The organism is Mesorhizobium sp. M0621 (assembly GCF_040320745.1).
Classification (GTDB): domain Bacteria; phylum Pseudomonadota; class Alphaproteobacteria; order Rhizobiales; family Rhizobiaceae; genus Mesorhizobium.
In genome coordinates this window covers 39906-62289 of the sequence record NZ_JAMYQF010000042.1, presented here as the reverse complement: position 1 = coordinate 62289, position 22384 = coordinate 39906, and the positions used below count along the sequence as shown (strand labels likewise).

The following is a 22384-nucleotide window of genomic DNA, read 5'->3' as shown; positions in this document are numbered from 1 at the left end:
AGACCAGCGCCGACGCCGCTCGACCGATGTGATCACCTCGATCTGATGCTTCGTCATAGGGCTACTCCTAGTGCTTGCACTAGGACTTGCAGCCTACCTCAGCAAGGCGGCCGTCACCGTGGGGATACGCGGACCGCGGTGCGCGGTTCATTTCTCTCGCCCTCGATCAACACCGCGAAGAAGCGCTGCAAGTCGTCCTTAAGATCGTCAGGGTGTTCAAGCCCGACATTCAAGCGAAAGAGGTAGTCTGGACCCGTCCAAGGCCGCACGGTTCGCAGAGCCTTCACGGTTGATGGCGCGATCAGGCTCTTCGTTCCTCCCCAAGAAGCGCCAATAGAAATTATCTGTAAGGCGTCCAATGCAGCGAATGCTTGGCCCGCATACTGCTCCTTCAGTACGAACGTGAAGACACCACAGGAGCCGCTAAAATCTCGCTTCCAGATTTCGTGGCCAGGATTGCCAGGCAGCGCAGGGTGGATCACCGTTTCCACGCATGGATGTTCGGCTAGCCAAGCCGCGATGCGAAGGCCGGATGCGTCGGATCTTGCGAGGCGTATTGCCAAGGTCTCCAATCCGCGAGCCAGAAGCACACAGTCGTCCGGCGACGTGCCGATGCCCAGTCTTCCAAGAGAGGCTTTGATTTTCAGGCCCAAGGCGTCGTCCCTTGTGGTGATCGAGCCCAAGACCAGGTCGGAGTGACCGGAGAAATGTTTGCTCAGAGCCTCCGCAACGATATCCACGCCATGGCGGATCGGCCTGAAATTCAGGGGAGAAGCCCATGTGTTGTCGCACCCAACGAGTGCTCCTCTGGCGTGAGCTATCAGGACAATCGCCGGAACGTCTTGCATCTCCAGCGTTATTGACCCTGGAGATTCTGTCCAGACGAGGCGCGTGCGGGCATCAATAAGGGAGTCCAGGGCGCGCAAGTCGACGGGATCGTAGAAGACGGCTTCAATGCCAAGCGACGCCAGTTCATGGGAGGCAAAATCGCGCACGGGGCCGTACACGGTGTCGGGTATGAGTACTTTCTCGTGTGCGGCAACAAGGGCCAGCATGGAACAAGCGACAGCAGCCTGACCGGAAGGCACCAGCAGTGTGCGGGCGCCCTCTTCCAGTTCGGTGATCTTCTTCTCCAGGTACCGATGAGTGGGCGTTCCATAGAGCCCGTAAACATATCCATCAGCACTGCGCTCGAATCGGGCGGCGAAGGACGCGGCATCCGGATACCGGATTGTCGAGGCGCGATGTATAGGAACGGTCAGGCTGTCATAGCCTTCCAGGCTCACCGCGGGCCTCGCCACCGATCTTGTGTCATCATGCATTGGATCCCGTCTCCGTTAATGACGCCATTGTTGACATGCGGGAATGTATCCCGTCCAATAGCAACAAACGGCGCTGCTATTCTCTTAGGTTATGGGCCTTCACGGAGTTCTCTGGAGCGCACGCCGGCTTCAAGTCCGCCATTCGGCGCTATGCCGTCGCAACCGGAGCATGGAATGCGTGCGAGTGCTGCACTTTGCGGTAGGCTTCATTTCGAGACATGCTCGCAACAGCTTGAGAGACGCAATTCCAGGACATCCAGGCGACCTTGTGCGCGGCCCCAGCCAAATGTGAGCTACGATGGGGCACCTTTGGTGTGACTTCCATTGTCGAGCGCCGAGCCCGTGCAGGAGGTCATGATCGCGCATCTCGGTGAGGCTACGTCTTCTCAGCCCGCCCGTCGTTTCCTGGAGCCCGCAGGCAGGTCGCGCGAGCTGCCTTTACGCCGCCGCAGTGCTTGTAACTGCTGCTGTTGAGCTCGCCTCCAAGTACATCCATTTAGACAAGGCGCTGACTACAGACCTACATCTGGATCCCACCTACTCGTCCTCTGGACATCGGTCGACCGCCTTCAAATCCTTCACGTCGACTCGAATTGGCGGGCCTCTGGGGTAACGATGCCGCGCTGGCCAGTGGCGCGTCCCAAATGACGTCTTCATCAGCGATCTCGACATCGTCCGAATGCATAGTCCCAGAGCATTCAAGGCCGATCCAATAACCTCAGGGAATAGGAGGCCCAAATCTTACCATTGGACGAACCTGTGCGTGGTTCCCATGATGCAGTCGATGGACGAATGGCGGGAATGCTTTCAACCTTACGCAGCCGACACTCGCAACGGCACGCCGCTTCTCCACTGCATCAACCAGTTGGATAGCCTTAGCAGGACGCATGTTCGTGAAAGGTGAGATGCAGGGTTTCGTTGAGGGGGACGGCCGTTTTCACCCTTTGCCGCCGGGTCGGGTTGCTGCACAGCGACGCTTGACCGGCTTGGTGTTCCAGCGATGTAACCTGCTCCCACACATGACCGCTGTGGAAGTGTGATGGAGGGAACTCTTCACGTAAAGGACTGGTCATCGGAGCGGGCCAGAGCCAATGCAAATGCACTAACCCGGCGGCGACCTGATGCAGGAGTGTGTTCGACCATTTCAGATCGCCGCCCGCAAATCCTCGAGGAACTCCGCAATAATACGAGAGGGGAGACGATTGGGCGGTCTGATCAGGAGGGTTCGAAAGTAAAGTGGGGGCTCGAACGGCCGCAACGTCAGCCCGCGGCCCTCATACGGCTGTGCGGTCAAAGGATCGACAAGGCCGACGCCGACACCGGCAGCCACCATCGCGCAGATCGTTGTCGAATAGGGCGTTTCCATCACAGTTCGCATCGCGACGCCGGCTTCCTTGAAAACGTGCTCGGCGTCGCGTCGGGTCGTGTCTTCGGGGGCGAGAGCGATAAATGGACAGCCGGCGAGATCGATTGGGCCGATGATGTCCAAGGACTCGAGTGGATGTCCCTTGGGTACCGCCACGGCTACTGGAAACTGCGCAAACTCGCTCACCTCAACACCCGTGCGATCGATCTCGTCAGCGACAATCCCGAGGTCAAACTGGCCGGAAGCGACCAGATCGCGCACGTTGGAGGACATGCGCGTCTGGAAGGTGACGGCGATGTTCGGATTTCGATCCATAAAGGCGCGGAGGGCGCGCGGAAGAACATTGGTCGAGAGCGCCGAAAGACAAGCGATCCTGAGTTCGCCGGAGCCATAGTCTCGAATGCGGGCGGCCGCCCCCCTGAGATGGCTGAGGCCAACAAAAGCCTGTTCGACCTCGCGGAAGAAAAGCTGTCCCTCGGGAGTAGGATGGAGTCTGCCCTTGATCCGCTGGAAGAGATCGAAACCAAGCGAGCGTTCCAGCTCTTGGATCATCTTGCTGACCGCTGGCTGGGACACATGCAAAACGTCGGCCGCGCGGGCCGTGGTACCGTTGGTCATCACTACCCGGAAGACCTCAACCTGCCGAAAATTCATCGAGGCCGCCACTTCAATTCAATAACTCGCGCGAATAGCTGTGCGGAAGATTCGCGTCCTTTTCGATCGAAATCCGTACAGCGTGCACAGTCGTTTGGAAAGGCGCTCTCATGAACGATCTTATCAAATTCGTTGCTGCCAAGGAATTTGCATCTCTTGATGTTGGAGTGCATCCCGCTCTTATGTCGATCGACGGCTTCCGAAGCGCGACGTCATGGCCGGGCCTGACGTAACATTGCGCCTGAGTATCGGCCTAGAGGACGAAGGCGAGCTCTGGGGCAAGATCGTGCGCCTCCTGGCAAGCAAGCATGGGATCAACGGGGATAAAGAGCCAGCGAAGGATCTCTCAAGGTCATCCGCCACGTCTGGCGGCGTCCGCGATATAATTTTTGCGCAATTAAGGTGATCAACATGCCGAATGTAGAAAACGTGCTCCGTGACATCGACGACAATTTTGAGGTTTCAGTCCGCAAACTTCTGGAGTTAATCTCTATCCCGTCGGTTTCGAACGAGATTCCGGGCGAACCAGGCATTCTTCGCGCGGCTCACTGGCTCAAGTCCGAGTTGTCAGCGATCGGGCTTTCCGCGGAGATCATCCAGACCAACGGTCACCCGGTTGTTCTCGCCAGTTCTCCCGCAGGCTCCATGATCGAGCGCCCACGTTTGCTGTTTTACGGACATTACGATGTGCAGCCGGTCGGCGACTTGAAACAATGGAAGCATTCGCCGTTTGAGCCGTGCGTGATCGAGGAAGAAGATGGCGCTCATCGCTTTTACGGCCGAGGTGCATCGGACAGCAAAAGCCAACTCTGGACGTTCATCGAGGCTCTCCGTGCATGGAAAAGTATCGAGTGCAGTTTTCCGGCCGACATCGTCGTGATGCTGGAAGGGGAAGAGGAGTCGGGTTCGGCGAGTTTGCCTGCCTTCATCGAAGCTCATCGACATGATCTTCAATGCGACGTCGCGTTCATCTGCGATGCTGAGATGTGGTCGCCCACCCAGCCAGCCATCACGACACGACTCAAGGGGCTGGTCCACGAGCGAGTGACCATCTTGGCGCCCAATCCCGATCTTCATTCAGGCCACTACGGTGCCGTAGCCGCGAACCCCATCCGCATACTGAGCAACATTCTGACAGACATTCATGACAAAGCTGGGCGAGTTCGCATTGAGGGGTTTTACGACGGAGTTCGCGAGATCCCGGATAATCTGCGTCAGCGATGGCGGGGGCTCGAACAAGACGCAGACCAGTTTGAGGTCAACCTGAGCGGCGGCATAACGGAAGAAGGATATACCAGGTTGGAAGCAATGTGGGCACGCCCCACCGTCGACATGAACGGCATCACGGGGGGCAATCAAGGACCGGGCGGACGGTCAGTCTTGCCTGGAAGTGCAACAGCACGTCTCAGCTTCCGGCTCGTCGATGCACAGGAACCGGGGAAGATCCGTGCCGGGTTCAGGGCCTACGTTGAATCGAAGCTTCCGAAGGGTTGCACTGTGGAATTTGAAGGCGATGGCGGCAGTCCGGCAGTAGTCCTTTCGCACGACAGCCCTTTCGTAGCTGCCGCTGCGCACGGCTTGGCACGCGAGTGGGAAACACCTGCCATTCTGAGAGGGACCGGTGGTGCGATACCCTTGGTCCACCAACTAAGCGAGGTTCTTGGCGTTGAATGCGTCGTCATCGGCTTCATCTTGCCAGGTGACGCCATCCATGCGCCAGACGAACACTACGATACGCGACGTCTACGGAAGGGCGTCCGCAGTTGGGTAAGGATCTTTGAAGAAATCCAATTGCGGATCGCAGGATAGACGCCGTAGCGAGGCTATCGACTTGCGAGACCTTCGGAGGGATTTGGCACCAGACAGCATCTCACGAGCCGCTTCCAAGACGGATAGGACGGCGGCCCTGCCGCGCTGGCTTGGGAAAGATGCTCGAGAAGAGATGGCCGCCACCATATTGTGCCAACGGTTTCTGCATTAGACGTAGAGCCTCGCTGCTACGCGCACTGCCGTCCTCGTGACCGGAGCGGCCTGCATGAGCCTGTCGTGCTGCATGTGCTGGCGAAGCGGCGAGATCGGTGCATCGGTCGACAGGGGACGAGTTCCTCACGTTGGAGGGAACTCCATGGTCAGATCGCGGCCTCTACCCGCTCAAGGCCGGGTTCGTGCATGAGGCGCGAAGCTGTCGTTCGCGTCGTTGAAACAGTTCGTCGGCTTCGGGACAGACTTTCCCGTCCCCACCGGTCTTTGCAGCACCAAGATAGGTCCATCACGCCCAACACCGTAGAAAATGGCGCAAGTCTTCTGAGTTCGGGGAGAGGCGGTAGTGCTCTAAAAACTCGAACCCCAGAATCAGAGTTCCGATAAGGCGCAAGGGAGAAAGTCCGAAACGGTTCCAAGAACCCCAAGCAAACTGAGCGCCGCAGCGGACGATACGGTTCACGGCTATCCCAGCGAACATCCGCATTGGAGCGGTCATGATCGGCGGCAGAAGAGCGTCCGAAAAGGGCTGTCGGCGGCTCTGTCGTGGGAACGAAAAAGGAAGAGAAGCAGAACTTTCGTGTGCGATTTTTGCACACGACATCTCGTAACTAATTGATTCTACTTAGCTATCTTTCCGATCCATCATGGGCGCTATGGCAAGTTTGTTGTCTATCATCTCAATTTCATTGTCTTTCTTGATCTCAGTCGATCCAATTTCCGCTTGGAAAGACTGACCAATTTGGGCAAAAGGCGCTCGCCCAAACGCCGCCGCAACCGAAAGCCACTCGGCTATATCGAAGTTCTCATTGCACACATAGTGCACACGAAGACAGTTTTATTCAGTCGAAGAACCCGGCGTCCTCTTCCCTCAGATACTTCTTCGCGCCTGCGGCATCGATGTCGAGGCCCAATCCTGGAGCTTCGAGCAAGTCGATCATCGAATCCTTCACGATCCGCGTCGGCAGGCCAATAACGATATCCTCCCACCAGGGGTCGGAGGCGCTGGGATATTCGAAGGCGATATAGTTGGCGGGCAAGGTTGCGCAGACATTGATCAGCGCGCCGAGGCCCAGCAGGCCATTTGCTGTACCGTGCGGCGCCATCATGATCGAGTGCATGTAGGCATGCTCGGCCACCCATTTGAGCTCGGCGATGCCGCCGATATCGGCGGGGTCTGGGCCGATGATGCGGACCGCCTGTGTTTCGATCAGTTCCTTGAAGTTATGACGCAGGTAGATTTGCTCTCCCGTGTGGATGGGAGTGGAGGTGGATGTCGTGAGTTCGCGGTAAGCCTGCGGATTGACCCATGGCACGTAGTCGCCCGTCAGCATATCCTCGAGCCACATGAGGTTGTACTTTTCCACCGCCTGCGCGAAGCGAATCGCGTCCGGCAGGAACCAGCCGGGGCCGCAATCCAGGGCCAGGGAGACCTGGTCGCCGAGCACCTCCTTCATGGCGATGACGCATTCGATCATATGCGCCATGCCGCGCTCGCTGATCTGGCCCTGGTCCATGGCGCCGTGATAGGTCGGTGGCTGGCGGACGCCGTAGTGGAAGTCGGGCACGCTCGTCTTCATGTTGGAGTGGAAGCTGATGCCTTGCTTCACCATGAAGAAGTTTTCGGGCCGCTCCATCATCCATTTGACGTCGGCCGCGTAGTCCTCCGGCTTGTCGCCGGTTCTCTTTTTACGGATGGAGCCGTTGTAGACCCGCACCTTGTCTCGCACCTTACCGCCGAGCAGCTTGTAGACGGGCACACCGGCCGCCTTGCCGGCGATGTCCCAGAGCGCGTGCTCGATGGCGCTGACGGCAGCACCGTAGGGCTTGAACGAGCCGCGCTGCCGGATCTTCAGCATGCAGCGTTCGACATCGGTCGGGTCTTCACCGATCAACGCCTCACGGAAATGCAGGACCCAGGGTTTGAGGTAAGGCTTGGTGTACTCCGCTTCGCCCAGACCATGAAGGCCTTCGTCGGTCACGATGCGGACGATGGGATGTTTGCCGATGACGGCGCAGCGGAGATCGGTGATCTTCATGCTTTCCCTTTCTTTGCCTTCCCTGAAAAGGTGGGCCTTCCCTCAAAGGGTGAGGCGGTCAGCTCCAGGTCCGGTCCCAGGAATATTCGTCGTCCCAGTGATCGGTCGGCTGCCAGATGCCTTTGACGCCTTCCTGCAGGTGCTGGCTGATGACTTCGTCAACCACGTCGTCGATGCCCAGACCCGGTCTGTCCGGCACGGTGATGAACCCGTCCTTGACCAGCGGCTTAGGCAGACCGGTGACGATATCGTCCCACCAGTCCACTTCCACGCTGTGATATTCGAGCGCCATGAAGTTTTCCGTGGCCACCGCGACATGCGCGGCGGCCATCGCGGCGATCGGGCTTTCCGCCATGTGAATGGCCATGGCAACGCCGTGGTCCTGTGCCGCGTCGCCTATCTTCTTGGTCTCGAGGATGCCGCCTGACGTAAGCAAATCCGGATGGATGACCGAGATGCCCGAGTTGAGCAGCGGCTCGAAGCCTTCCTTGAGGTAGATGTCCTCACCCGTGCAGATCGGCACGGACGTTGCCTCCTGCAACTGCCGATACTGCTCGGTGTACTGCCACGGGATCACATCCTCGAGCCAGGCTGGTGCGTATTTCTCGATCCGTCGGGCGAGACGGATGCCGTCCTGGAGCGAGATGTGGCCGACATGGTCGATGGCGAGCGGGATCTCGTAGCCGATCACCTCGCGAACCTCGTGGATATATTGATCGAGCAGGTCGATCCCCTTTTCGGTGAAGTGGAGGCCGGTGAAGGGATGCGGCACGTTCTGCGCGTCATAGGCGGCATTGCGCGCCCGGCGCTCGTCCAGCGTGCGCGCCGGGCCACGGGCGGCATGGGTGCGGAAACCGTCGAGCACGCCGGCCGGCGCGACCACCGCGCCTGGGATGTGGGAGATCTGCGCCAGCCCGAGGTCCATCTTGAGGAAGGTGAAACCGAGATCCATCCGCGCCTTGAGCCGCTTGCCGGTCTCGGTGCCGCTGGGCTTCTCCGCATCGGTGTCGCAATAGACCCGCACCTTGTCGCGGAACCGTCCCCCGAGCATCTGGTAGATCGGCACGCCATAGGCCTTGCCAGCGAGGTCCCACAACGCGATCTCGATTGCCGAGACACCGCCACCTTGCCGCCCATGGCCGCCAAATTGTTTGATCCGGCGGAACAGCCGGTCGATGTCACAGGGATTCTCACCCAGCAACCGGCTCTTGTGCATTAGCGCGTAGGTCGCGCTGGCGCCGTCGCGCACCTCGCCCAGACCGACTATGCCCTGGTTGGTGTAGATCTTGATAAGCGCCGAGGTGAACGGCGCGCCGACGATCTCGGCGACGCGCAGGTCGGTGATGCGCAGGTCGGACGGTTTGGAGTTGATGTTCACCCGGTTGAGCGCCTCGTCGGCTCGACCTGTTTTCGGCATTGCTTATCCTCTTTCTTCCACTTTCTGGTCGGCGGGCTTGGTGCGGCACAGGCTGGGCCGGCATAGAGCGTTGCTAGCCCAGCTCTATCTCGTGGGCCTGCAGATAGTCGCGGTTCATCTCGACACCGAGACCAGGCTTCGACGTCAGCTTGAGGCTGCCATTCGAAACGTCGAGCGGTCTGTCGATGAGATGATCGTATTTGCCCAGGTTCCACTCCGACGTTTCGAGCTTGTAGAAATTGGGAACGGTCATCATCACCTGCGCTCCCGCAACCACGTTGATCGGTCCCGCGGCGTCATGCGGCGAGACCGGGATGTAGTAGGCTTCGCACAGAGCCGAGATCTTCTTTAGTTCGGTAATGCCGCCGGTCCAGGTAACATCCGGCATGATGTAGTCAGCGAGCTTGTTCTCGAGCACCGGCACGAAATCCCACTTCGTGTGGCCGCGCTCGCCCCATGAGATAGCGGCACTGACCTTCTCACGCACCTGCTTGAGGGCGTTGAGGCTTTCAGGCGGGCAAGGCTCCTCGAACCAGTCGATCTGGCCGGCTTCCTCGAGGCTGCGACAGAGGCGAATGGCGGTGGGAACATCGAAGCGGCCGTGCGCATCGATGAGGATGTCGACATCGGGTCCAGCCGTTTCGCGGATCAGAGCGGTGAGCTCGGCCGCCTCGCGCTCGTCTTTTCGGGTCATGCTGCCATCGAGGTAGCCGTCCCGCTGTTCGCGGGACGAGCCGTCGGCGATGCGGCCCTGATGGGGGAACGGATCAAACTTGAGCGCAGTGTGGCCGGACTCGACGATGTCCCGAATTTCGCGGACCACAGCCTCCTTGCTGGTGAATTTGGACTGGTTGGGGTGAGTGTAGAGCACGATCTCATCGCGGACGGGTCCGCCCAGCAACTCGTAAATCGGCTTGCCGAGTACTTTGCCCTGGATGTCCCAGAGGGCAATGTCGATGGCGCTCACGCATTCGACGGCGGCGCCGCGGCTTCCCATGTAGGTGAAGCTGCGGAAAATCTTGTGCCAGAGGTGCTCGATGCGGGCCGGATCCTCGCCGGTCACAGCGACACCGATCTGTCGCAGGATCGTGCACAGGGCCCGATTGGCGAGCCTTGTGGTGGTGGTGATCTCTCCCCACCCGCTCACCCCTTCGTCGGTTGTCACCTCGACGAACAGGAACTCTCCCCAATAGGATGCAGCGGACTTGATCAGCCACGGCCGAACGCTTGTGATTTTCATCTCGACTACCTTTGCCTGAGATCAGCGGGGCAACCTGGTCCTGGACCGGATCTCCTATCCGGCCCGAGCGGCATTGCGCGCACGCATCTGTTCGAGAACGTGCCGGCCGGAACCCTCGACATGGCGGGAAATGAGTTCACCCGCCTCGTCGGCATTTCCCGCTTTTATATGCGCGATGAGTTCACGGTGCTCACGCAGGATGGCAGCCCGCCGCGCGAGCGTGAAATTGAAACGTCGGCTCACGGCTCGCAACACTTCGCGATGCTTCCACCAAAGCTCGGCGGCATGGCGGTTATAGTGACGCTGGTACATCACGGTGTGGAAGGCGGTATCCAGTTCACTGTGCCGGAGTGTGTCGGCGAAGTTGTTCTCCTCGATCAGGCCTTGGATACGTTCGAGTTCGGCAATATCCTCGCTGGTCGCCATGTTCACGAACCATCGCGTCAGGGCTGGCTCGATCAGAACACCGATCTCATAGATGTCGCGGACAAAATCCTGATCTATGGGGCGGACGCGCGCGCCGCGGTTGGCCACGAAGGTGACGAAGCCTTCCCCACGCAGCAGCTGCAGCGCCTCGCGCACCGGGTTGGTCGAGGTGCCGTGACGCCGGGCGAGATCGGTGACCACAAGCCGCTCGTTGGCGGCGAGCCGTCCCTCGATGATGTCTTCCCGGATCAGTTCATAAAGCGAGGCGCCCTCGCTTGAGGCCCCAATGGGGTCAATCCCCATGGGTGGCTCTGCTTTGAAATCGCTTGTTTCGGCCAAAGCCGGCTCCCCTAAAGTCAATACACACTTTGTTCGATATCACGCACGGTTTGCACAAACAATGTACGATTTATCGCGTTGACAGCCAATCTACGATCTGAAAACGTATAAAACGATCAAGAGGATACATAGAGGGCATCCCGCGATCGAATGAACAAGGACCGCTTGCCTCGACGCTGAGCGGCATGGGAGAGAACCTGGAGGATACCTATGACGAGGATCACACTCGGCGGTGCCATCCTGCGCGGCACTGTCTCCACTGCATTAATGGTATCGCTGATGTCTGCGTCGGCGCTGGGCGCGCCGCCGGTCGATTTGAGCAAGTGGTCGCCGGACTACGTGCGCTCCATCGCGGGCACACAGGATTTCGACACGGCGGCCGATTGCGCCAAGGTCACCCCGCTCGACTACAAGGGGCGACTGACTTTCTGGTATCAGGGCGTGTTCGAAGGCGACCCCGACCTCCTGCGACAGTACTACAAGGATTTCTTCGAGACCTTCCGCAAGACCTATCCGAACATCCAGCTCGAGGATCAAGCCCTCACCTATAACGACCTTCTCGACAAGTTCCGCACGGCGCTCCTGGGCAATGCCGCGCCGATGGCGGTCCGCCTGCAAATCCTCGGTGGCACCGAGTTCGCCTCGAAGGGCTACCTGCAGCCGCTCAAACCCGAGGATGTGGGGTATTCGACCGAGGACTTCTGGCCCGGCGCCATGAAGGCCGTGACGTGGGAGGGGGTGACCTACGGCATCCCGACCAACAACGAGACGATGGCGTTCATCTGGAACGCCGACATTTTCAAGCGTGCGGGCCTCGATCCGGACAAGGCTCCGGCAACCTGGGACGATGTCGTCAAGTATTCCAAGCAGATCCACGACAAGCTCGGCATCGCGGGTTACGGTCTCGTGGCTCGCAAGAACGCCGGCAACACGCCGTATCGCTTCATGCCGCAGCTGTGGGCCTATGGCGGCGGCGTTTTCGACGAAGCGGCGGCGAACCCGACTTATGACAAGGTCGAACTCGACAGCCCGCAAAGCAAGGCGGCGCTGCAAGCCTCGTACGACATGTATGTTCGCGACAAGTCGGTTCCGGTGTCGGCGCTCACCAACCAGCAGGCCGACAATCAGCCCCTGTTCGTCGCCGGCCAGCTCGGTATGATGATCTCGCACCCGTCCGACTACAATGTGATGCTCGACCTGCAGAAGAAGGCGACGGGCACCGACAAGGACAAGGCGCAGACCGTCATCGACAATATGCGCTACGGCCTCATTCCGACCGGCCCCGACGGCAAGCGCGCCGTCGTGTTCGGCGGCTCGAACATTCACATCCTGAAGCCTGAATACGTCGAAGGCGGCAAGGTGGACGAGCCGGCCGCAAAGGCTATCATCTGCATGTGGACCAGCCCCGAATGGTCGCTGAAGATGGCGTATGCCGGCTCGAATCCGGGCAACCTTAACGGCTTCAAGACCAAATGGATGAAGGAACGTCTGGACAACATCAAGTTCCTCGATGTCACGACCTCGATGCTGCCATACGGCATCCCGTTCCCCGCGCTGCCGCAGTCCCCCGAGATCATGAACATCATTGTCCCGGATATGCTGCAGAATGCCCTGACCGGAGCGATGACCGTCGACCAGGCGGCGGACGACGCGGCCAAGAAGGTGAAGGACCTGATGGGCGGACTCTAGTCCGCGCCTGAGCTGCCATCTGACCGGCTGCGCCACTCGTGCAGCCGGTTCGTTCCGAAGAACAAGGGCACGCCACAGTGACGATCGTGACCGGCAAGACCGAGGCTCGCCGAAGATTGCAACCCGGTAGGTCCGGCGTGCCGCGGAAGATATGGAAGCATCGAGCGGACTACGCGTACGTGCTCCCCGCGATCGCCGTGATGCTCATCGTCATCGCCTATCCGATCTACTACACGGTCGAGCTGTCGTTCTTCAAGACGCCGCCTGGCCTGCAGCTGCGCGACAAGAGTTTCATCGGCTTCGACAACTACACGACCATCCTCACCAGCGAGGTGTTCTGGAAGGTCACCTGGAACACTTTGATCTGGACACTGGGATCCACTCTTATTTCCTTTGTCCTGGGGTTTGGCGCCGCGCTGGCGCTTCACCGCGACTTTGTCGGCCGCGGCGTCTTGCGCGCTATCCTGATCATTCCCTGGGCATCAGCGCGGTTGCCGCCTCCTATATCTGGAAGTGGATCTACCATTCGGACTTCGGGATCATCGGCGCGGTGCTGGTCGGCCTCGGATTGGCCGACCGGCCGCCGAATTTCATCGACAACGTCTCTACGGTGCTGCCCTCACTGATCGTCGTCAATATCTGGCGCGAGTTTCCGTTTGCCATGATCATGATGATGGCCGGCCTGCAGACAGTCCCCGAGCAGTTGCTGCGCGCCGCGGAAGTCGACGGGGCCAATGCATGGCAGCGCTTCTGGCACGTCACTTTCCCGCACTTGCGCAACGTCTCGACGGTGACCATCCTGCTGCTCGCTGTCGCCAACTTCAATTCCTTCATCATCCCGTGGATCATGACCGGTGGCGGGCCGTCGAACGCATCGCATATCTGGATCACGCATATTTATGAACTCGCTTTCGGCCGGCAGCGCTGGGGCGTTGCATCGGCCTATTCGGTGCTCCTGTTCCTTATGCTGATGACGCTGGGCTATTTCTACGTCCGTGCGTTAAGCAGCAACGAGCGGAAAGAAGGGAGCTCATGAGCACGATTGCCGAGACAGCCCCTCAAGGCCGGACCCGTCGCCGTATGCGCGTCGACGGATGGCGGTGGGCTGGGCGCATCTTCCTCGTGTTCATGCTGCTTTACACCGCCTTGCCGATGATCTGGATGCTGATCACCTCGATCAAGTCAGGGTTCGCGGCGACGCAATTCCCGCCGCAGTGGTGGCCGGACGAGCCTACCCTCGCCAGCTACCAGAAGCTGCTGGATCCGCAAAACAGCGTCGGCCAGGACTTCTTGCGCTTCTTCTGGAACAGCGTTTTCGTCTCGACCATGACGACAATCCTCTCGGTGATCGTGGCTGTCCCGGCGGCCTATGCGTTTTCGCGCTTCAGTTTTCCGGGCCGGAACTTCCTGTTCTTCGCCGTGCTGCTGCGCAACATGTTCCCGGCGGTGATTTTTCTCGTGCCGCTCTTCATCCTAATGCGGGCGATCGGGCTGGTGAACACGCACGGTTCCCTGGTTCTCACCTATCTCACCTTCGGGCTGCCGCTGGCGATCTGGCTGCTGAAGGGTTTCTACGACAACATCCCGGTGCAGCTCGAGCAGGCGGCACGCATCGATGGAGCGACGCGCTTCCAGGCCTTCATCCTGATCGTGATGCCTCTCTCGACGCCGGGGATCATCGCCACCGCGATCTATTCCTTCATCGGCGCCTGGAACGAGTACATCTACGCCTACACCTTCCTCTCCAAGAACGATCAATTGACCCTGCCGGTCGGCATCCAGCGCTTCTTCTCGGAAAACACCACGGACTTTCCAGGCCTGATGGCGGCCAGCTTCATGATGAGCGTGCCGGTCGTCGTGCTGTTCCTCGTCCTGCAACGATACTTCGTACGCGCCCTCACAGAAGGCGCGGTCAAGCACTAGGGAGTTGCCGATGGCCCACGTGGTCCTCAAAGATCTCGTCAAGACCTACGGCGGCTTCAAGGCTGTCAACGACGTTTCGCTGACGGTCAACGACGGCGAGTTCGTCGCGCTCGTCGGCCCTTCAGGTTGCGGCAAGACAACCACGCTCAATCTCGTCGCGGGGCTGATCCCGATCACATCGGGCGACATCGTCATCGGGGAACGGGTGGTCAACGATCTCGACCCCAAGGACCGGGACATCGCAATGGTGTTCCAGAACTACGCCCTCTATCCGCAAAAGTCGGTCTACAAGAACCTGGCATTCCCGCTGCAGATGCGCAAACTGCCCCGGGACGAGATCGACAAGAAGGTCAAGGAAGCTGCGCGAGTGCTCGACATGACGCACCTGCTCGAGCGCAAGCCGCGCGAACTTTCGGGCGGGCAGCAGCAGCGTGTGGCGCTCGGCCGTGCCCTCGTCCGCGACCCCGCTGTGTTCCTGATGGACGAGCCGCTCTCCAACCTCGATGCCAAACTGCGCGTGCAGATGCGGTCGGAGATCAAGCGCTTCCACCAAGACCTCAAGGCGACGATCATCTACGTGACGCACGACCAGCTTGAAGCGGTGACCATGGCCGACAAGATGGCGGTGATGAACGGCGGCCTGCTGCAGCAGTACGATTCACCGGCGCAGGTCTTTGCCCATCCGGTGAACATGTTTGTCGCCAGCTTCATCGGCAGCCCGGCAATGAGCCTCATTCCGCTGGAGGCATCCACGGCAAACGGCAACACCGTTCTGACCGGCGCGGAGGGCTGGAGTCTTGAGCTCTCGCCGCGCAACGCCCAGAAGGTTGCAAGAGCAACGACCAGGAAAGTCGTGCTGGGCGCACGTCACTCGACGATCAAGCTCCTCAAGAGCGCGGTGCCAGGCAGCGTCCCGGCCAAGGCCTACACGGTGGAGCCGACCGGAGACGTCACCTTCGTGCAGGCGCTCCTGTCCGGCGCCATCGTCAACGTCAGCGTGCCGCCGAACATTGCCATCGCCCCCGACGAGCGGATCTGGCTCGAGTTCGACCAGGAGCGGATGCATCTGTTCGACGGCGAAACTGAAATGGCCCTCAAGGCCGACTGAGAAGATGGGGTCTTTTGGAATGGGGCCGGATGACTACGAAGCTTAAGATCACGGCGATCAAGCCCTATCCAGTGTGGATAGGAACGCGCAACCAGATGCTCGTCAAGGTCGAGACCGACCAGGGCATCTTCGGCTGGGGCGAGAGCGGCTTGAGCGGTCGCGAGAAAGCCGTGGCCGGTGCGCTCGAGCATTACCGCGAGTTTCTTATCGGACGCGACCCGATGCAGATTGGCCGGATCTGGCAGGAGGTTTATCGCAGCCAGTACTTCGAAGGCGGGCGGGTTCTGCAAGCGGCGATTTCCGCCATCGACATCGCCCTGCACGACATCAAGGGCAAGGCGCTGGGGGTTCCGGTTTACGAGCTACTAGGCGGCAAGCAGCGCGACCGCATCCCCACCTTCGCCTCGACGGGAGATGAGGCCGAGGGCGATGTTGCCATCGAGCGGGCCAGCGAACTGCGCGCACAGGGATGGCAGGCGATCCGCTTCTTCCCCGTCGGGCAAAACAGCGGGGACATCTTCGAGCCCCGCGAGTCGATCGGCGCTACCGCGAAGATGCTGAACAAGGCGCGCGAGGCGCTGGGCGACGAGGTCGTCCTCGGCCTCGACTATCATCATCGGCTGTCGGTGGCAGAGGCGGCGAGCTTCTGCAACAAGCTCGGCCGCGGCGTGCTTGATTTTCTCGAGGAGCCGATACGGGACGAGACACCGGAGGCCTACGAATCCCTGCGCACGATGACCGACATCCCCTTTGCCATCGGTGAGGAATTCGCCAGCAAGTGGCAGTTCCTGCCCTACGTCGAGCGCGGTATCCACCAGTTCAACCGGCTCGATGTTTGCAATGTCGGCGGGCTTACCGAGGCGATGAAAGTCGCTGGCTGGAGCGAGGCCCACTATGTGGACCTGATGCCGCATAACCCCCTTGGTCCAGTGTGCACTGCCGCCACCGTGCATCTGGCGTCCGCGGTACCCAACTTCGCGTGGCTCGAGACCAGGGAGCCCGAAAAAAAGCTGGGCTTCGACAATTCCGACTTCTTCCCCGTGCAACCACGGCTCGACGGCCCCTATTATCCGGTCGGCGATCTGCCGGGGCTCGGCGTCGAGGTCAACGAAGCGGCGGTCCAGTCGGAGAGTTTCCGTTTCTGGGAAGCGCCTCACCTCAAGCGCCGCGACGGTTCTGTCACCAACTGGTAGTTCCATTCAACCGGAGTCCATAATGACGCACACCTCCAACATCACGCGACCGCCCAAAGACCTGATTGATGCGCTAAGGGAGATCGGCGCCGCGACGGTTGCCGGCACGCTTGGGCACATGGGCTTCCGCAATCCGCACATGGTCGGTCCGGTGGCGCAGAACCAGGGGAAGTCGATCGTCGGCCCGGCGCTCACACTGCAGTTCATGCCGCAGCGGCCAGACCTCTTCACCGAGGGAGAATATGCCGATCCAGAGACGCAATTGCATCGGCACGTGCTCTATCACGCGCAGGCGGGTGATGTGGTCGTGGTCGACGCGCGCGGCGACATGAGTTCGGGCGTCTTCGGCGATATGATGTCGACGTATTTCAAGGGCAGAGGTGGCGCCGGCATCGTCATCGATGGATGCATGCGCGACCGGCCCAATGTTGAAAAGCTCGATCTGCCCCTATGGCTGCGCGGCTGGACGCCCAACTACCATGTGCAAACCAGCATCTATCCGAATGCCGTCAACGTTCCGATTGCCTGCGGTGGTGTCACGGTGATCCCTGGCGACATCATCGTCGCCGACGACGACGGGGTGGTGGTGCTTCCCGTCGCAATGGCCACGAAGGTAATCGAAGAATCGCAGAAGCATCACGATTGGGAGGAGTTCTCGCGAATGAGGCTTCTGGAGGGTGCGCCACTGCAGCGCTACTATCCGCTGCATGATGATGCCCGCGGCGAATACGAGGAGTGGCGCAAAACCAATCGCCTGGTGGATTGACTTGGAATCACCCGGGCACGGGCGCCTGTTTGCGGCAGGATTTTCGTTCGCGGATCAGCGGAGGTCAGTGCATGAACGCCGAGACAAAGCCCGTCTACGATCCCCAGCAACTGGAGCCCTTGCTGATTTCGCGGCAGCATGCAGGCGACATCGACGGCATGACCGCCCTGTTCGAACCGGATGCGGTGGTCGACTGTGGTGGCGGACGCTTGCTGCGCGGCACAGAGGCCATCCGCGGCTACTATCTTGAAATCGCCGCGTCGGGACGAAAGTTCGCCGTGGGCGAGCAGCAGCCGGCGCTCATTTGCGGCGATCTTGCCCTCACATCGACCCGTCTTCCCGACGGTGACGTCACCAGCGAAGTTGCCCGGCGGCAAAGCGATGGCAGCTGGCTTTGGGTGATCGACCGCTATTCCGTCACCTGAGGCGTTTGACCCGGCCGAACTGTGGACGTCCGTCATTTCCGGAGCGCATCGCAAAAACAAGACCCGCGCCGCAACGGCGCGAGGTCTTGCAAATCGTCAAGGCAACAGGCGTCTATCGCCGCAGCGCGTGCACGCTTGCCGTGCTTTCGCCGGGCACCGGCAACGCCATGTCATCATCGAGAAGACGCGTGATGCGGGCAAAGCCAGTGAACGCTTTCCTTGCTTCCTCGGCCGACATCTGGCCCGACAAGGCGGCCGAGCAACAATTCAGAGCGCACTGATAAACCGGACCGCGCCGTCCCGTCGGCCATTTCCGCAAGAACATCATGGCTTCGGCAACACTATCGATTTCTTCCACAGGGTGTCCTTCCCCGCGCGAAATCCGCACGGGCGAAAAGAAATGCAACTGATCCATCGTTTCCTCCCGGTCGACCGCAATGCGCTCGATCGAACCCCACAAAACGTGCCAACAGCCAGTTGGTTCCAGGCAAAAAATGGAATCTTAAAAAAACATCAGGCGAATGCAGTCTTCGGCGCGGCGGCAAATATCGCCTATACCGTCGGGAAGTGGCAGGCGACTTTGCGACCGGGTCGGTATTCCCGCAACTGTGGCCGCTCCGAACGGCAGCGCTCCGCCGCGATCGGGCATCGGGGATGGAAACGGCAGCCGGACGGAGGGTTCAGCGGGCTCGGTACGTCGCCGGTGAGGATGATGCGCTTGCGCGTCCCGCCGGGCGTCGTCTCCACGACGGGAACCGCCGAGATCATCGCCTGGCTATAGGGATGGCCTGGCGCTGCAAACACATCTTCCGCCGGCCCTTCTTCGACGATTGAGCCGAGATACATGACCGCGATGCGGGTAGAAACCTGACGTACCACCGACAAGTCGTGGGCAATGAAGATGTAAGTGAGGTTGAGCTTCTCCTGCAGATCGGCAAGCAGGTTGACGTTTTGCGCCTGCACCGACACGTCGAGCGCGGAGACGGGTTCGTCCAACACGACGAGATCGGGGTTCAATGCGATAGCCCGCGCGATACCGACGCGCTGGCGCTGTCCGCCGGAAAATTCGTGCGGATACCGCATGACATGATCCGGCAGCAATCCGACGAGGTCGAACAGTTCCGCCACGCGCTTGGTGATCTCGCTCGATGAAAGCTTGCCATGGATGCGCAGCGGCTCGGCCACCAGGTCGCCGACGCGCCGGCGCGGATTGAGCGACGCCGACGGGTCCTGGAAAACCATTTGCAGGCGGCGCCGCAGCGGCCTGAGTTCGGACAGCGACTTTGAGGTGATGTCGTCGCCTTCGAACAGAAGCTCGCCGTCTGATATGTCGTATAGCCTCACCAGGCAGCGCGCCAGTGTGGACTTGCCGCACCCGGATTCGCCAACCAGCCCGACTGTCTCGCCACGCCACACGGTCAGGGAAACACTGTCGACTGCATGAACAGTTCGCTTGCCTTCGGCGGAAAAACGGGTGCCGATCGAAAACCGCTTTCCCAGCGAACGTGGTCTCGAGGATCGGGCCGTCTTTGTCGATCATCGGTCCGCTCATGCCTGTGTCACCCTGAAGCATGCCGTGGCGTGGGTGCCGCCCCGAAGGTCGGGCTTGCCGGCCTCGCAGGGCTCGGAGTGAACCGGGCATCGCGGACCGAAAGCGCAGCCTTGCGGCAATCGCAGCAACGACGGCGGCGAACCGGGAATGGCCGGCAGGCGCCGTGGTTTCTCGCCGGTCAGCGGCGGGATCGAACCGAGCAGCGCGCGCGTATAGGGGTGTCGCGGATCGGAAAACAGCTCCGTCCGGCTGCCGCGTTCCACCATGCGGCCGGCATACATGACCATGACCCGGTCGGCGAGTTCGGAGACCACGCCCATGTCATGCGTGATGAAGACAACCGCCGACTTATGCGTGGCGCGCAGCTTGCGCACCAGGTCGAGAATGCCAGCCTGCACCGTGACGTCGAGCGCCGTGGTCGGTTCGTCGGCCACCAGCAGTGCCGGATTGCAGGACAAAGCCATTGCGATCACCGCTCGTTGACGCATGCCGCCAGAAAGCTGGTGCGGGTAGCGCGACATCGCCTCGCGTGGGTTCGGAAAATTCACCTCGGCCAGCAGTTCCTCCACGCGATCCATCGCCTTGGACTTGCTGATGTTGCGATGCGCGCGGATCTGTTCGGCGATCTGCCAGCCGATCGTGTAGACAGGCGTCAGCGCGGTCATCGGATCCTGGAAGATCATCGCGATCTCGTTGCCGCGCAGCCGCCTGAGTTCGCGCGCGGGCAGTCCCACGAGCTCTCGGCCCTTGTAGCGGATCGAGCCTTCGATGTCGGCGTTGGGATCGGTGATGAGGCCCATGACGGCCAGCAGCGATACCGTCTTGCCGGAACCGGATTCACCGACGACACCGAGGATCTCGCTCTCTTCGAGGTCAAAGGAAACGCCATCGATGGCCCGCACCAGGCCATCATTGGTGCGGAAGGATACCCTGAGGTCGCGCACCGACAGTATCATGATGTCCTCAGGCGCGGATCGAGAAGGATGTAGACGAAATCAATGATGGCATTGGCGATGACCACGAACATGGAAGCGTACATCACCGTTGCCATGATCATCGGCAGATCGAGATTCTGCAGCGCGTCATAGGTGAGCTTGCCGATGCCGTGCAGCCCGAACACCACCTCCGTCAGCAAGGCGGAGCCTCCCACCAGCGCACCGAAATCCAGGCCGAACAAGGTGACGAACGCAATAAGCGACGTGCGCAAGGCATGGCGCAGCAGGATGCGGGTCTCCGACAGGCCCTTGGCCCGGGCCGTGCGGATATAGTCCTCCTGCAGGGTTTCGATGATTGCCGCACGCAACACGCGCCCGTAAATGCCGATGTAGAGGATGGCCAGCGTGATCCACGGAATGACCAGGGTCAGGAACCAGCCCTTCGGATCGTCGGAGAAATTCTTGTAGCCGAGCGGTGGCACCCAGGAGAACGCCCAGCTGTCATGGTAGCGGCTCTGGGTAATCAGGTTCATCACCTCGCCCAGCCAGTAGACCGGCATGGAAATGCCGAGCAATCCCAGAGCCATCAGAAGCTTGTCCAGCCAGCTATCACGCGTGGCGGCGGCGACGATGCCGATGATGATGGAGACAACGACCCACAGGATCGCTGCCCCGAACACCAGCGAGAGCGTGACCGGGATCGAATCCATGACCGCCGGCACCACCTTCCAGCCACGATTGACGAAGGAGGTCAGGTCGCCCGTGACGAAGATCTTCTCCATCATCTTCACATATTGCACGTAGAGTGGCCGGTCGAAGCCGAAGCTGTGGCGTACCGCCTCCAGCACTTCGGGCGATGCATTGCGGCCGGCGATGCGCGCCGCCGGGTCGGCGCCCGGCGTGGCGAAGAAAATCAGGAAGACGATGACCGAGATGCCGAACATCACGAACAGCATCTGACCGAACCGGCGCAGGATGGCGTAGATCATCAGTCGCGCCCCAGCCGAACCTTGGAGCGCGGGTCGAGCGCATCGCGAAGACCGTCGCCGAAGACATTGAGCGCCATGACGGAAACCGCGATCGCCAGGCCCGGCACCAGCGCCACCAGCGGCCGCGTGTAAAGCAGCGCCTGTCCGTCCTGGATGATGGTGCCCCAGCTAGCGGCGGGTGGCTGCACACCGATCGAAAGGAAGGAGAGTGCCGATTCCGTAAGCATGTTTAGCGCCATCATCAGCGGTATGAAGACGATGAGCGTGGCGGTGACGTTGGGCAGGATATCGCGCCACAGGATCCGCGGCCCCGGTACGCCCAGATTGATCGCCGCCAGCACGAATTCGCTGTTGCGCAGTGACAGAACCTGACCGCGTATCGGGCGCGCCACATAGGGCACGTAGACGATGCCGATGATGATGACCGGCAGCCACAGACTGCCGGACTCGATCTCGATCGGCCCGATCGTGATGCCATGCGCGATGGTTACGATTGAAAGTGAAATCGCCAGGAGATAGATCGGGAACGCCCACAATATATCCAGCAAGCGCGAGAGCACGGTGTCGGTGACACCGCCGAAATAACCGGCGATCAACCCCGCCGCCGTGCCGAGGATCAGGGTGAAGATGGTGGCTGCTCCCGAGATCAACAACGAGCTGAGCCCGCCATAGAGCATTCTGGCCATGACGTCGCGCCCCTGGCTGTCGGCGCCGAGGAAGTAATTGCCGAGCCGCCAGGTCGGGCCGAGCGGCGTGTAGCCAAGCCCGAGCCCTTCCGTCGATTGTTCCATCACGGGAACGTCGGCGCCGTCGATCTGGATGACGGCGTCGAGCGTCGAGGCGAATGGGTCTACACCTGCCCATTTCGCGTAAAGAGGCGCACTGAGACAGGCGAGGACGATGAGGAGGAACACGGCCAGGGATGCCATGGCAGCCCTGTCCGTTGCCAGCCTCGCAAATGCGACGGCCCAAGGCCCTCGCGTCTTGCGCGGCGCGGCGACAGCTACGTTCGACACGGACG

Annotated in this window: 19 protein-coding genes and 1 pseudogene; 9 read left to right on the top strand and 11 right to left on the bottom strand. The window is 60.6% G+C overall.

Annotated elements, in window-relative coordinates; genetic code table 11:
• Window positions 1-113 precede the first annotated feature (113 nt).
• Window positions 114-1322: a trans-sulfuration enzyme family protein gene (locus NKI38_RS24240; protein ID WP_352661650.1), complete on the bottom strand. Its 1209-nt coding sequence runs from the start codon at window positions 1320-1322 to the stop codon at window positions 114-116.
• Between the two features lie 1144 nt (window positions 1323-2466).
• Window positions 2467-3342: a LysR substrate-binding domain-containing protein gene (locus NKI38_RS24235; RefSeq protein WP_352661647.1), complete on the bottom strand. Its 876-nt coding sequence runs from the start codon at window positions 3340-3342 to the stop codon at window positions 2467-2469.
• Between the two features lie 110 nt (window positions 3343-3452).
• Between NKI38_RS24235 and NKI38_RS24230 the strand changes: the two genes are divergently transcribed.
• Complete coding sequence (locus NKI38_RS24230; RefSeq protein WP_352661644.1) at window positions 3453-3575, top strand: hypothetical protein; 123 nt, start codon at window positions 3453-3455, stop codon at window positions 3573-3575.
• Window positions 3576-3753: 178 nt separating this feature from the next.
• On the top strand, window positions 3754-5151 hold the full coding sequence (locus NKI38_RS24225; RefSeq protein ID WP_352661641.1) for a M20/M25/M40 family metallo-hydrolase: 1398 nt from the start codon (window positions 3754-3756) through the stop codon (window positions 5149-5151).
• A 1013-nt stretch (window positions 5152-6164) separates the two neighbouring features.
• Here the strand turns inward: NKI38_RS24225 and NKI38_RS24220 are convergent.
• The 4 genes from NKI38_RS24220 to NKI38_RS24205 form a co-directional block, all read right to left on the bottom strand.
• A complete protein-coding gene (locus NKI38_RS24220; RefSeq protein ID WP_352661638.1) occupies window positions 6165-7361 on the bottom strand; it encodes a mandelate racemase/muconate lactonizing enzyme family protein in 1197 nt (398 codons plus the stop codon).
• A 58-nt stretch (window positions 7362-7419) separates the two neighbouring features.
• Window positions 7420-8778: a mandelate racemase/muconate lactonizing enzyme family protein gene (locus NKI38_RS24215; protein WP_352661635.1), complete on the bottom strand. Its 1359-nt coding sequence runs from the start codon at window positions 8776-8778 to the stop codon at window positions 7420-7422.
• Between the two features lie 73 nt (window positions 8779-8851).
• On the bottom strand, window positions 8852-10018 hold the full coding sequence (locus NKI38_RS24210) for a mandelate racemase/muconate lactonizing enzyme family protein (protein ID WP_352661632.1): 1167 nt from the start codon (window positions 10016-10018) through the stop codon (window positions 8852-8854).
• A gap of 54 nt (window positions 10019-10072) precedes the next feature.
• The gene (locus tag NKI38_RS24205; protein WP_352661629.1) at window positions 10073-10783 is read right to left on the bottom strand and encodes a GntR family transcriptional regulator; all 711 of its coding nucleotides are present in this window, start codon (window positions 10781-10783) and stop codon (window positions 10073-10075) included.
• Window positions 10784-10993: 210 nt separating this feature from the next.
• On the opposite strand from NKI38_RS24205, the gene NKI38_RS24200 reads away from it, so the two are divergent.
• The 7 genes and pseudogenes from NKI38_RS24200 (at window position 10994) to NKI38_RS24170 (ending at window position 17887) form a co-directional block, all read left to right on the top strand.
• On the top strand, window positions 10994-12472 hold the full coding sequence (locus NKI38_RS24200; RefSeq protein ID WP_352661626.1) for an ABC transporter substrate-binding protein: 1479 nt from the start codon (window positions 10994-10996) through the stop codon (window positions 12470-12472).
• A gap of 77 nt (window positions 12473-12549) precedes the next feature.
• Window positions 12550-13508, top strand: a pseudogene (locus NKI38_RS24195) (carbohydrate ABC transporter permease).
• A complete protein-coding gene (locus tag NKI38_RS24190) occupies window positions 13505-14395 on the top strand; it encodes a carbohydrate ABC transporter permease (protein WP_352661623.1) in 891 nt (296 codons plus the stop codon). Before NKI38_RS24195 ends, NKI38_RS24190 begins: the two are co-directional and overlap by 4 nt.
• A 10-nt stretch (window positions 14396-14405) precedes the next feature.
• A complete protein-coding gene (locus NKI38_RS24185) occupies window positions 14406-15503 on the top strand; it encodes an ABC transporter ATP-binding protein (RefSeq protein WP_352661620.1) in 1098 nt (365 codons plus the stop codon).
• 29 nt (window positions 15504-15532) lie between these two features.
• Window positions 15533-16696 (top strand): mandelate racemase/muconate lactonizing enzyme family protein, encoded by a 1164-nt coding sequence (locus tag NKI38_RS24180; RefSeq protein ID WP_352661658.1) that lies wholly within the window; start codon window positions 15533-15535, stop codon window positions 16694-16696.
• Window positions 16697-16718: 22 nt separating this feature from the next.
• Complete coding sequence (locus NKI38_RS24175; RefSeq protein WP_352661617.1) at window positions 16719-17462, top strand: ribonuclease activity regulator RraA; 744 nt, start codon at window positions 16719-16721, stop codon at window positions 17460-17462.
• A gap of 71 nt (window positions 17463-17533) precedes the next feature.
• Window positions 17534-17887, top strand: a complete 354-nt coding sequence (locus NKI38_RS24170) for a YybH family protein (RefSeq protein ID WP_352661614.1) — start codon at window positions 17534-17536, stop codon at window positions 17885-17887.
• Window positions 17888-17999: 112 nt separating this feature from the next.
• Here the strand turns inward: NKI38_RS24170 and NKI38_RS24165 are convergent, their stop codons facing one another.
• The 5 genes from NKI38_RS24165 to NKI38_RS24145 all read right to left on the bottom strand — a co-directional run bounded on the left by NKI38_RS24165 (window position 18000) and on the right by NKI38_RS24145 (window position 22379).
• Entirely contained in the window at window positions 18000-18302 is a 303-nt protein-coding gene (locus NKI38_RS24165) for a DUF982 domain-containing protein (RefSeq protein WP_352627763.1), read from the bottom strand.
• Between the two features lie 137 nt (window positions 18303-18439).
• Window positions 18440-19369 (bottom strand): ABC transporter ATP-binding protein, encoded by a 930-nt coding sequence (locus NKI38_RS24160; RefSeq protein WP_502899373.1) that lies wholly within the window; start codon window positions 19367-19369, stop codon window positions 18440-18442.
• Window positions 19370-19435: 66 nt separating this feature from the next.
• Entirely contained in the window at window positions 19436-20395 is a 960-nt protein-coding gene (locus tag NKI38_RS24155; protein WP_352661611.1) for an ABC transporter ATP-binding protein, read from the bottom strand.
• Window positions 20392-21363: an ABC transporter permease gene (locus NKI38_RS24150; protein ID WP_352661608.1), complete on the bottom strand. Its 972-nt coding sequence runs from the start codon at window positions 21361-21363 to the stop codon at window positions 20392-20394. The genes NKI38_RS24155 and NKI38_RS24150 overlap by 4 nt, the downstream gene beginning before the upstream one ends.
• Window positions 21363-22379, bottom strand: coding sequence for an ABC transporter permease (locus NKI38_RS24145; RefSeq protein WP_352661605.1), 1017 nt, complete (start codon window positions 22377-22379; stop codon window positions 21363-21365). Before NKI38_RS24145 ends, NKI38_RS24150 begins: the two co-directional genes overlap by 1 nt.
• Window positions 22380-22384 lie beyond the last annotated feature (5 nt).

Excerpts from the sequence above, each read along its gene's own strand:
- NKI38_RS24240 (WP_352661650.1), bottom strand. The coding sequence starts at position 1,322 with ATGCATGATGACACAAGATCGGTGGCGAGGCCCGCGGTGAGCCTGGAA.
- NKI38_RS24235 (WP_352661647.1), bottom strand. The coding sequence starts at position 3,342 with ATGAATTTTCGGCAGGTTGAGGTCTTCCGGGTAGTGATGACCAACGGT.
- NKI38_RS24230 (WP_352661644.1), top strand. The coding sequence starts at position 3,453 with ATGAACGATCTTATCAAATTCGTTGCTGCCAAGGAATTTGCATCTCTT.
- NKI38_RS24225 (WP_352661641.1), top strand. The coding sequence starts at position 3,754 with ATGCCGAATGTAGAAAACGTGCTCCGTGACATCGACGACAATTTTGAG.
- NKI38_RS24220 (WP_352661638.1), bottom strand. The coding sequence starts at position 7,361 with ATGAAGATCACCGATCTCCGCTGCGCCGTCATCGGCAAACATCCCATC.
- NKI38_RS24215 (WP_352661635.1), bottom strand. The coding sequence starts at position 8,778 with ATGCCGAAAACAGGTCGAGCCGACGAGGCGCTCAACCGGGTGAACATC.
- NKI38_RS24210 (WP_352661632.1), bottom strand. The coding sequence starts at position 10,018 with ATGAAAATCACAAGCGTTCGGCCGTGGCTGATCAAGTCCGCTGCATCC.
- NKI38_RS24200 (WP_352661626.1), top strand. The coding sequence starts at position 10,994 with ATGACGAGGATCACACTCGGCGGTGCCATCCTGCGCGGCACTGTCTCC.
- NKI38_RS24190 (WP_352661623.1), top strand. The coding sequence starts at position 13,505 with ATGAGCACGATTGCCGAGACAGCCCCTCAAGGCCGGACCCGTCGCCGT.
- NKI38_RS24185 (WP_352661620.1), top strand. The coding sequence starts at position 14,406 with ATGGCCCACGTGGTCCTCAAAGATCTCGTCAAGACCTACGGCGGCTTC.
- NKI38_RS24180 (WP_352661658.1), top strand. The coding sequence starts at position 15,533 with ATGACTACGAAGCTTAAGATCACGGCGATCAAGCCCTATCCAGTGTGG.
- NKI38_RS24175 (WP_352661617.1), top strand. The coding sequence starts at position 16,719 with ATGACGCACACCTCCAACATCACGCGACCGCCCAAAGACCTGATTGAT.
- NKI38_RS24170 (WP_352661614.1), top strand. The coding sequence starts at position 17,534 with ATGAACGCCGAGACAAAGCCCGTCTACGATCCCCAGCAACTGGAGCCC.
- NKI38_RS24165 (WP_352627763.1), bottom strand. The coding sequence starts at position 18,302 with ATGGATCAGTTGCATTTCTTTTCGCCCGTGCGGATTTCGCGCGGGGAA.
- NKI38_RS24155 (WP_352661611.1), bottom strand. The coding sequence starts at position 20,395 with ATGATACTGTCGGTGCGCGACCTCAGGGTATCCTTCCGCACCAATGAT.
- NKI38_RS24150 (WP_352661608.1), bottom strand. The coding sequence starts at position 21,363 with ATGATCTACGCCATCCTGCGCCGGTTCGGTCAGATGCTGTTCGTGATG.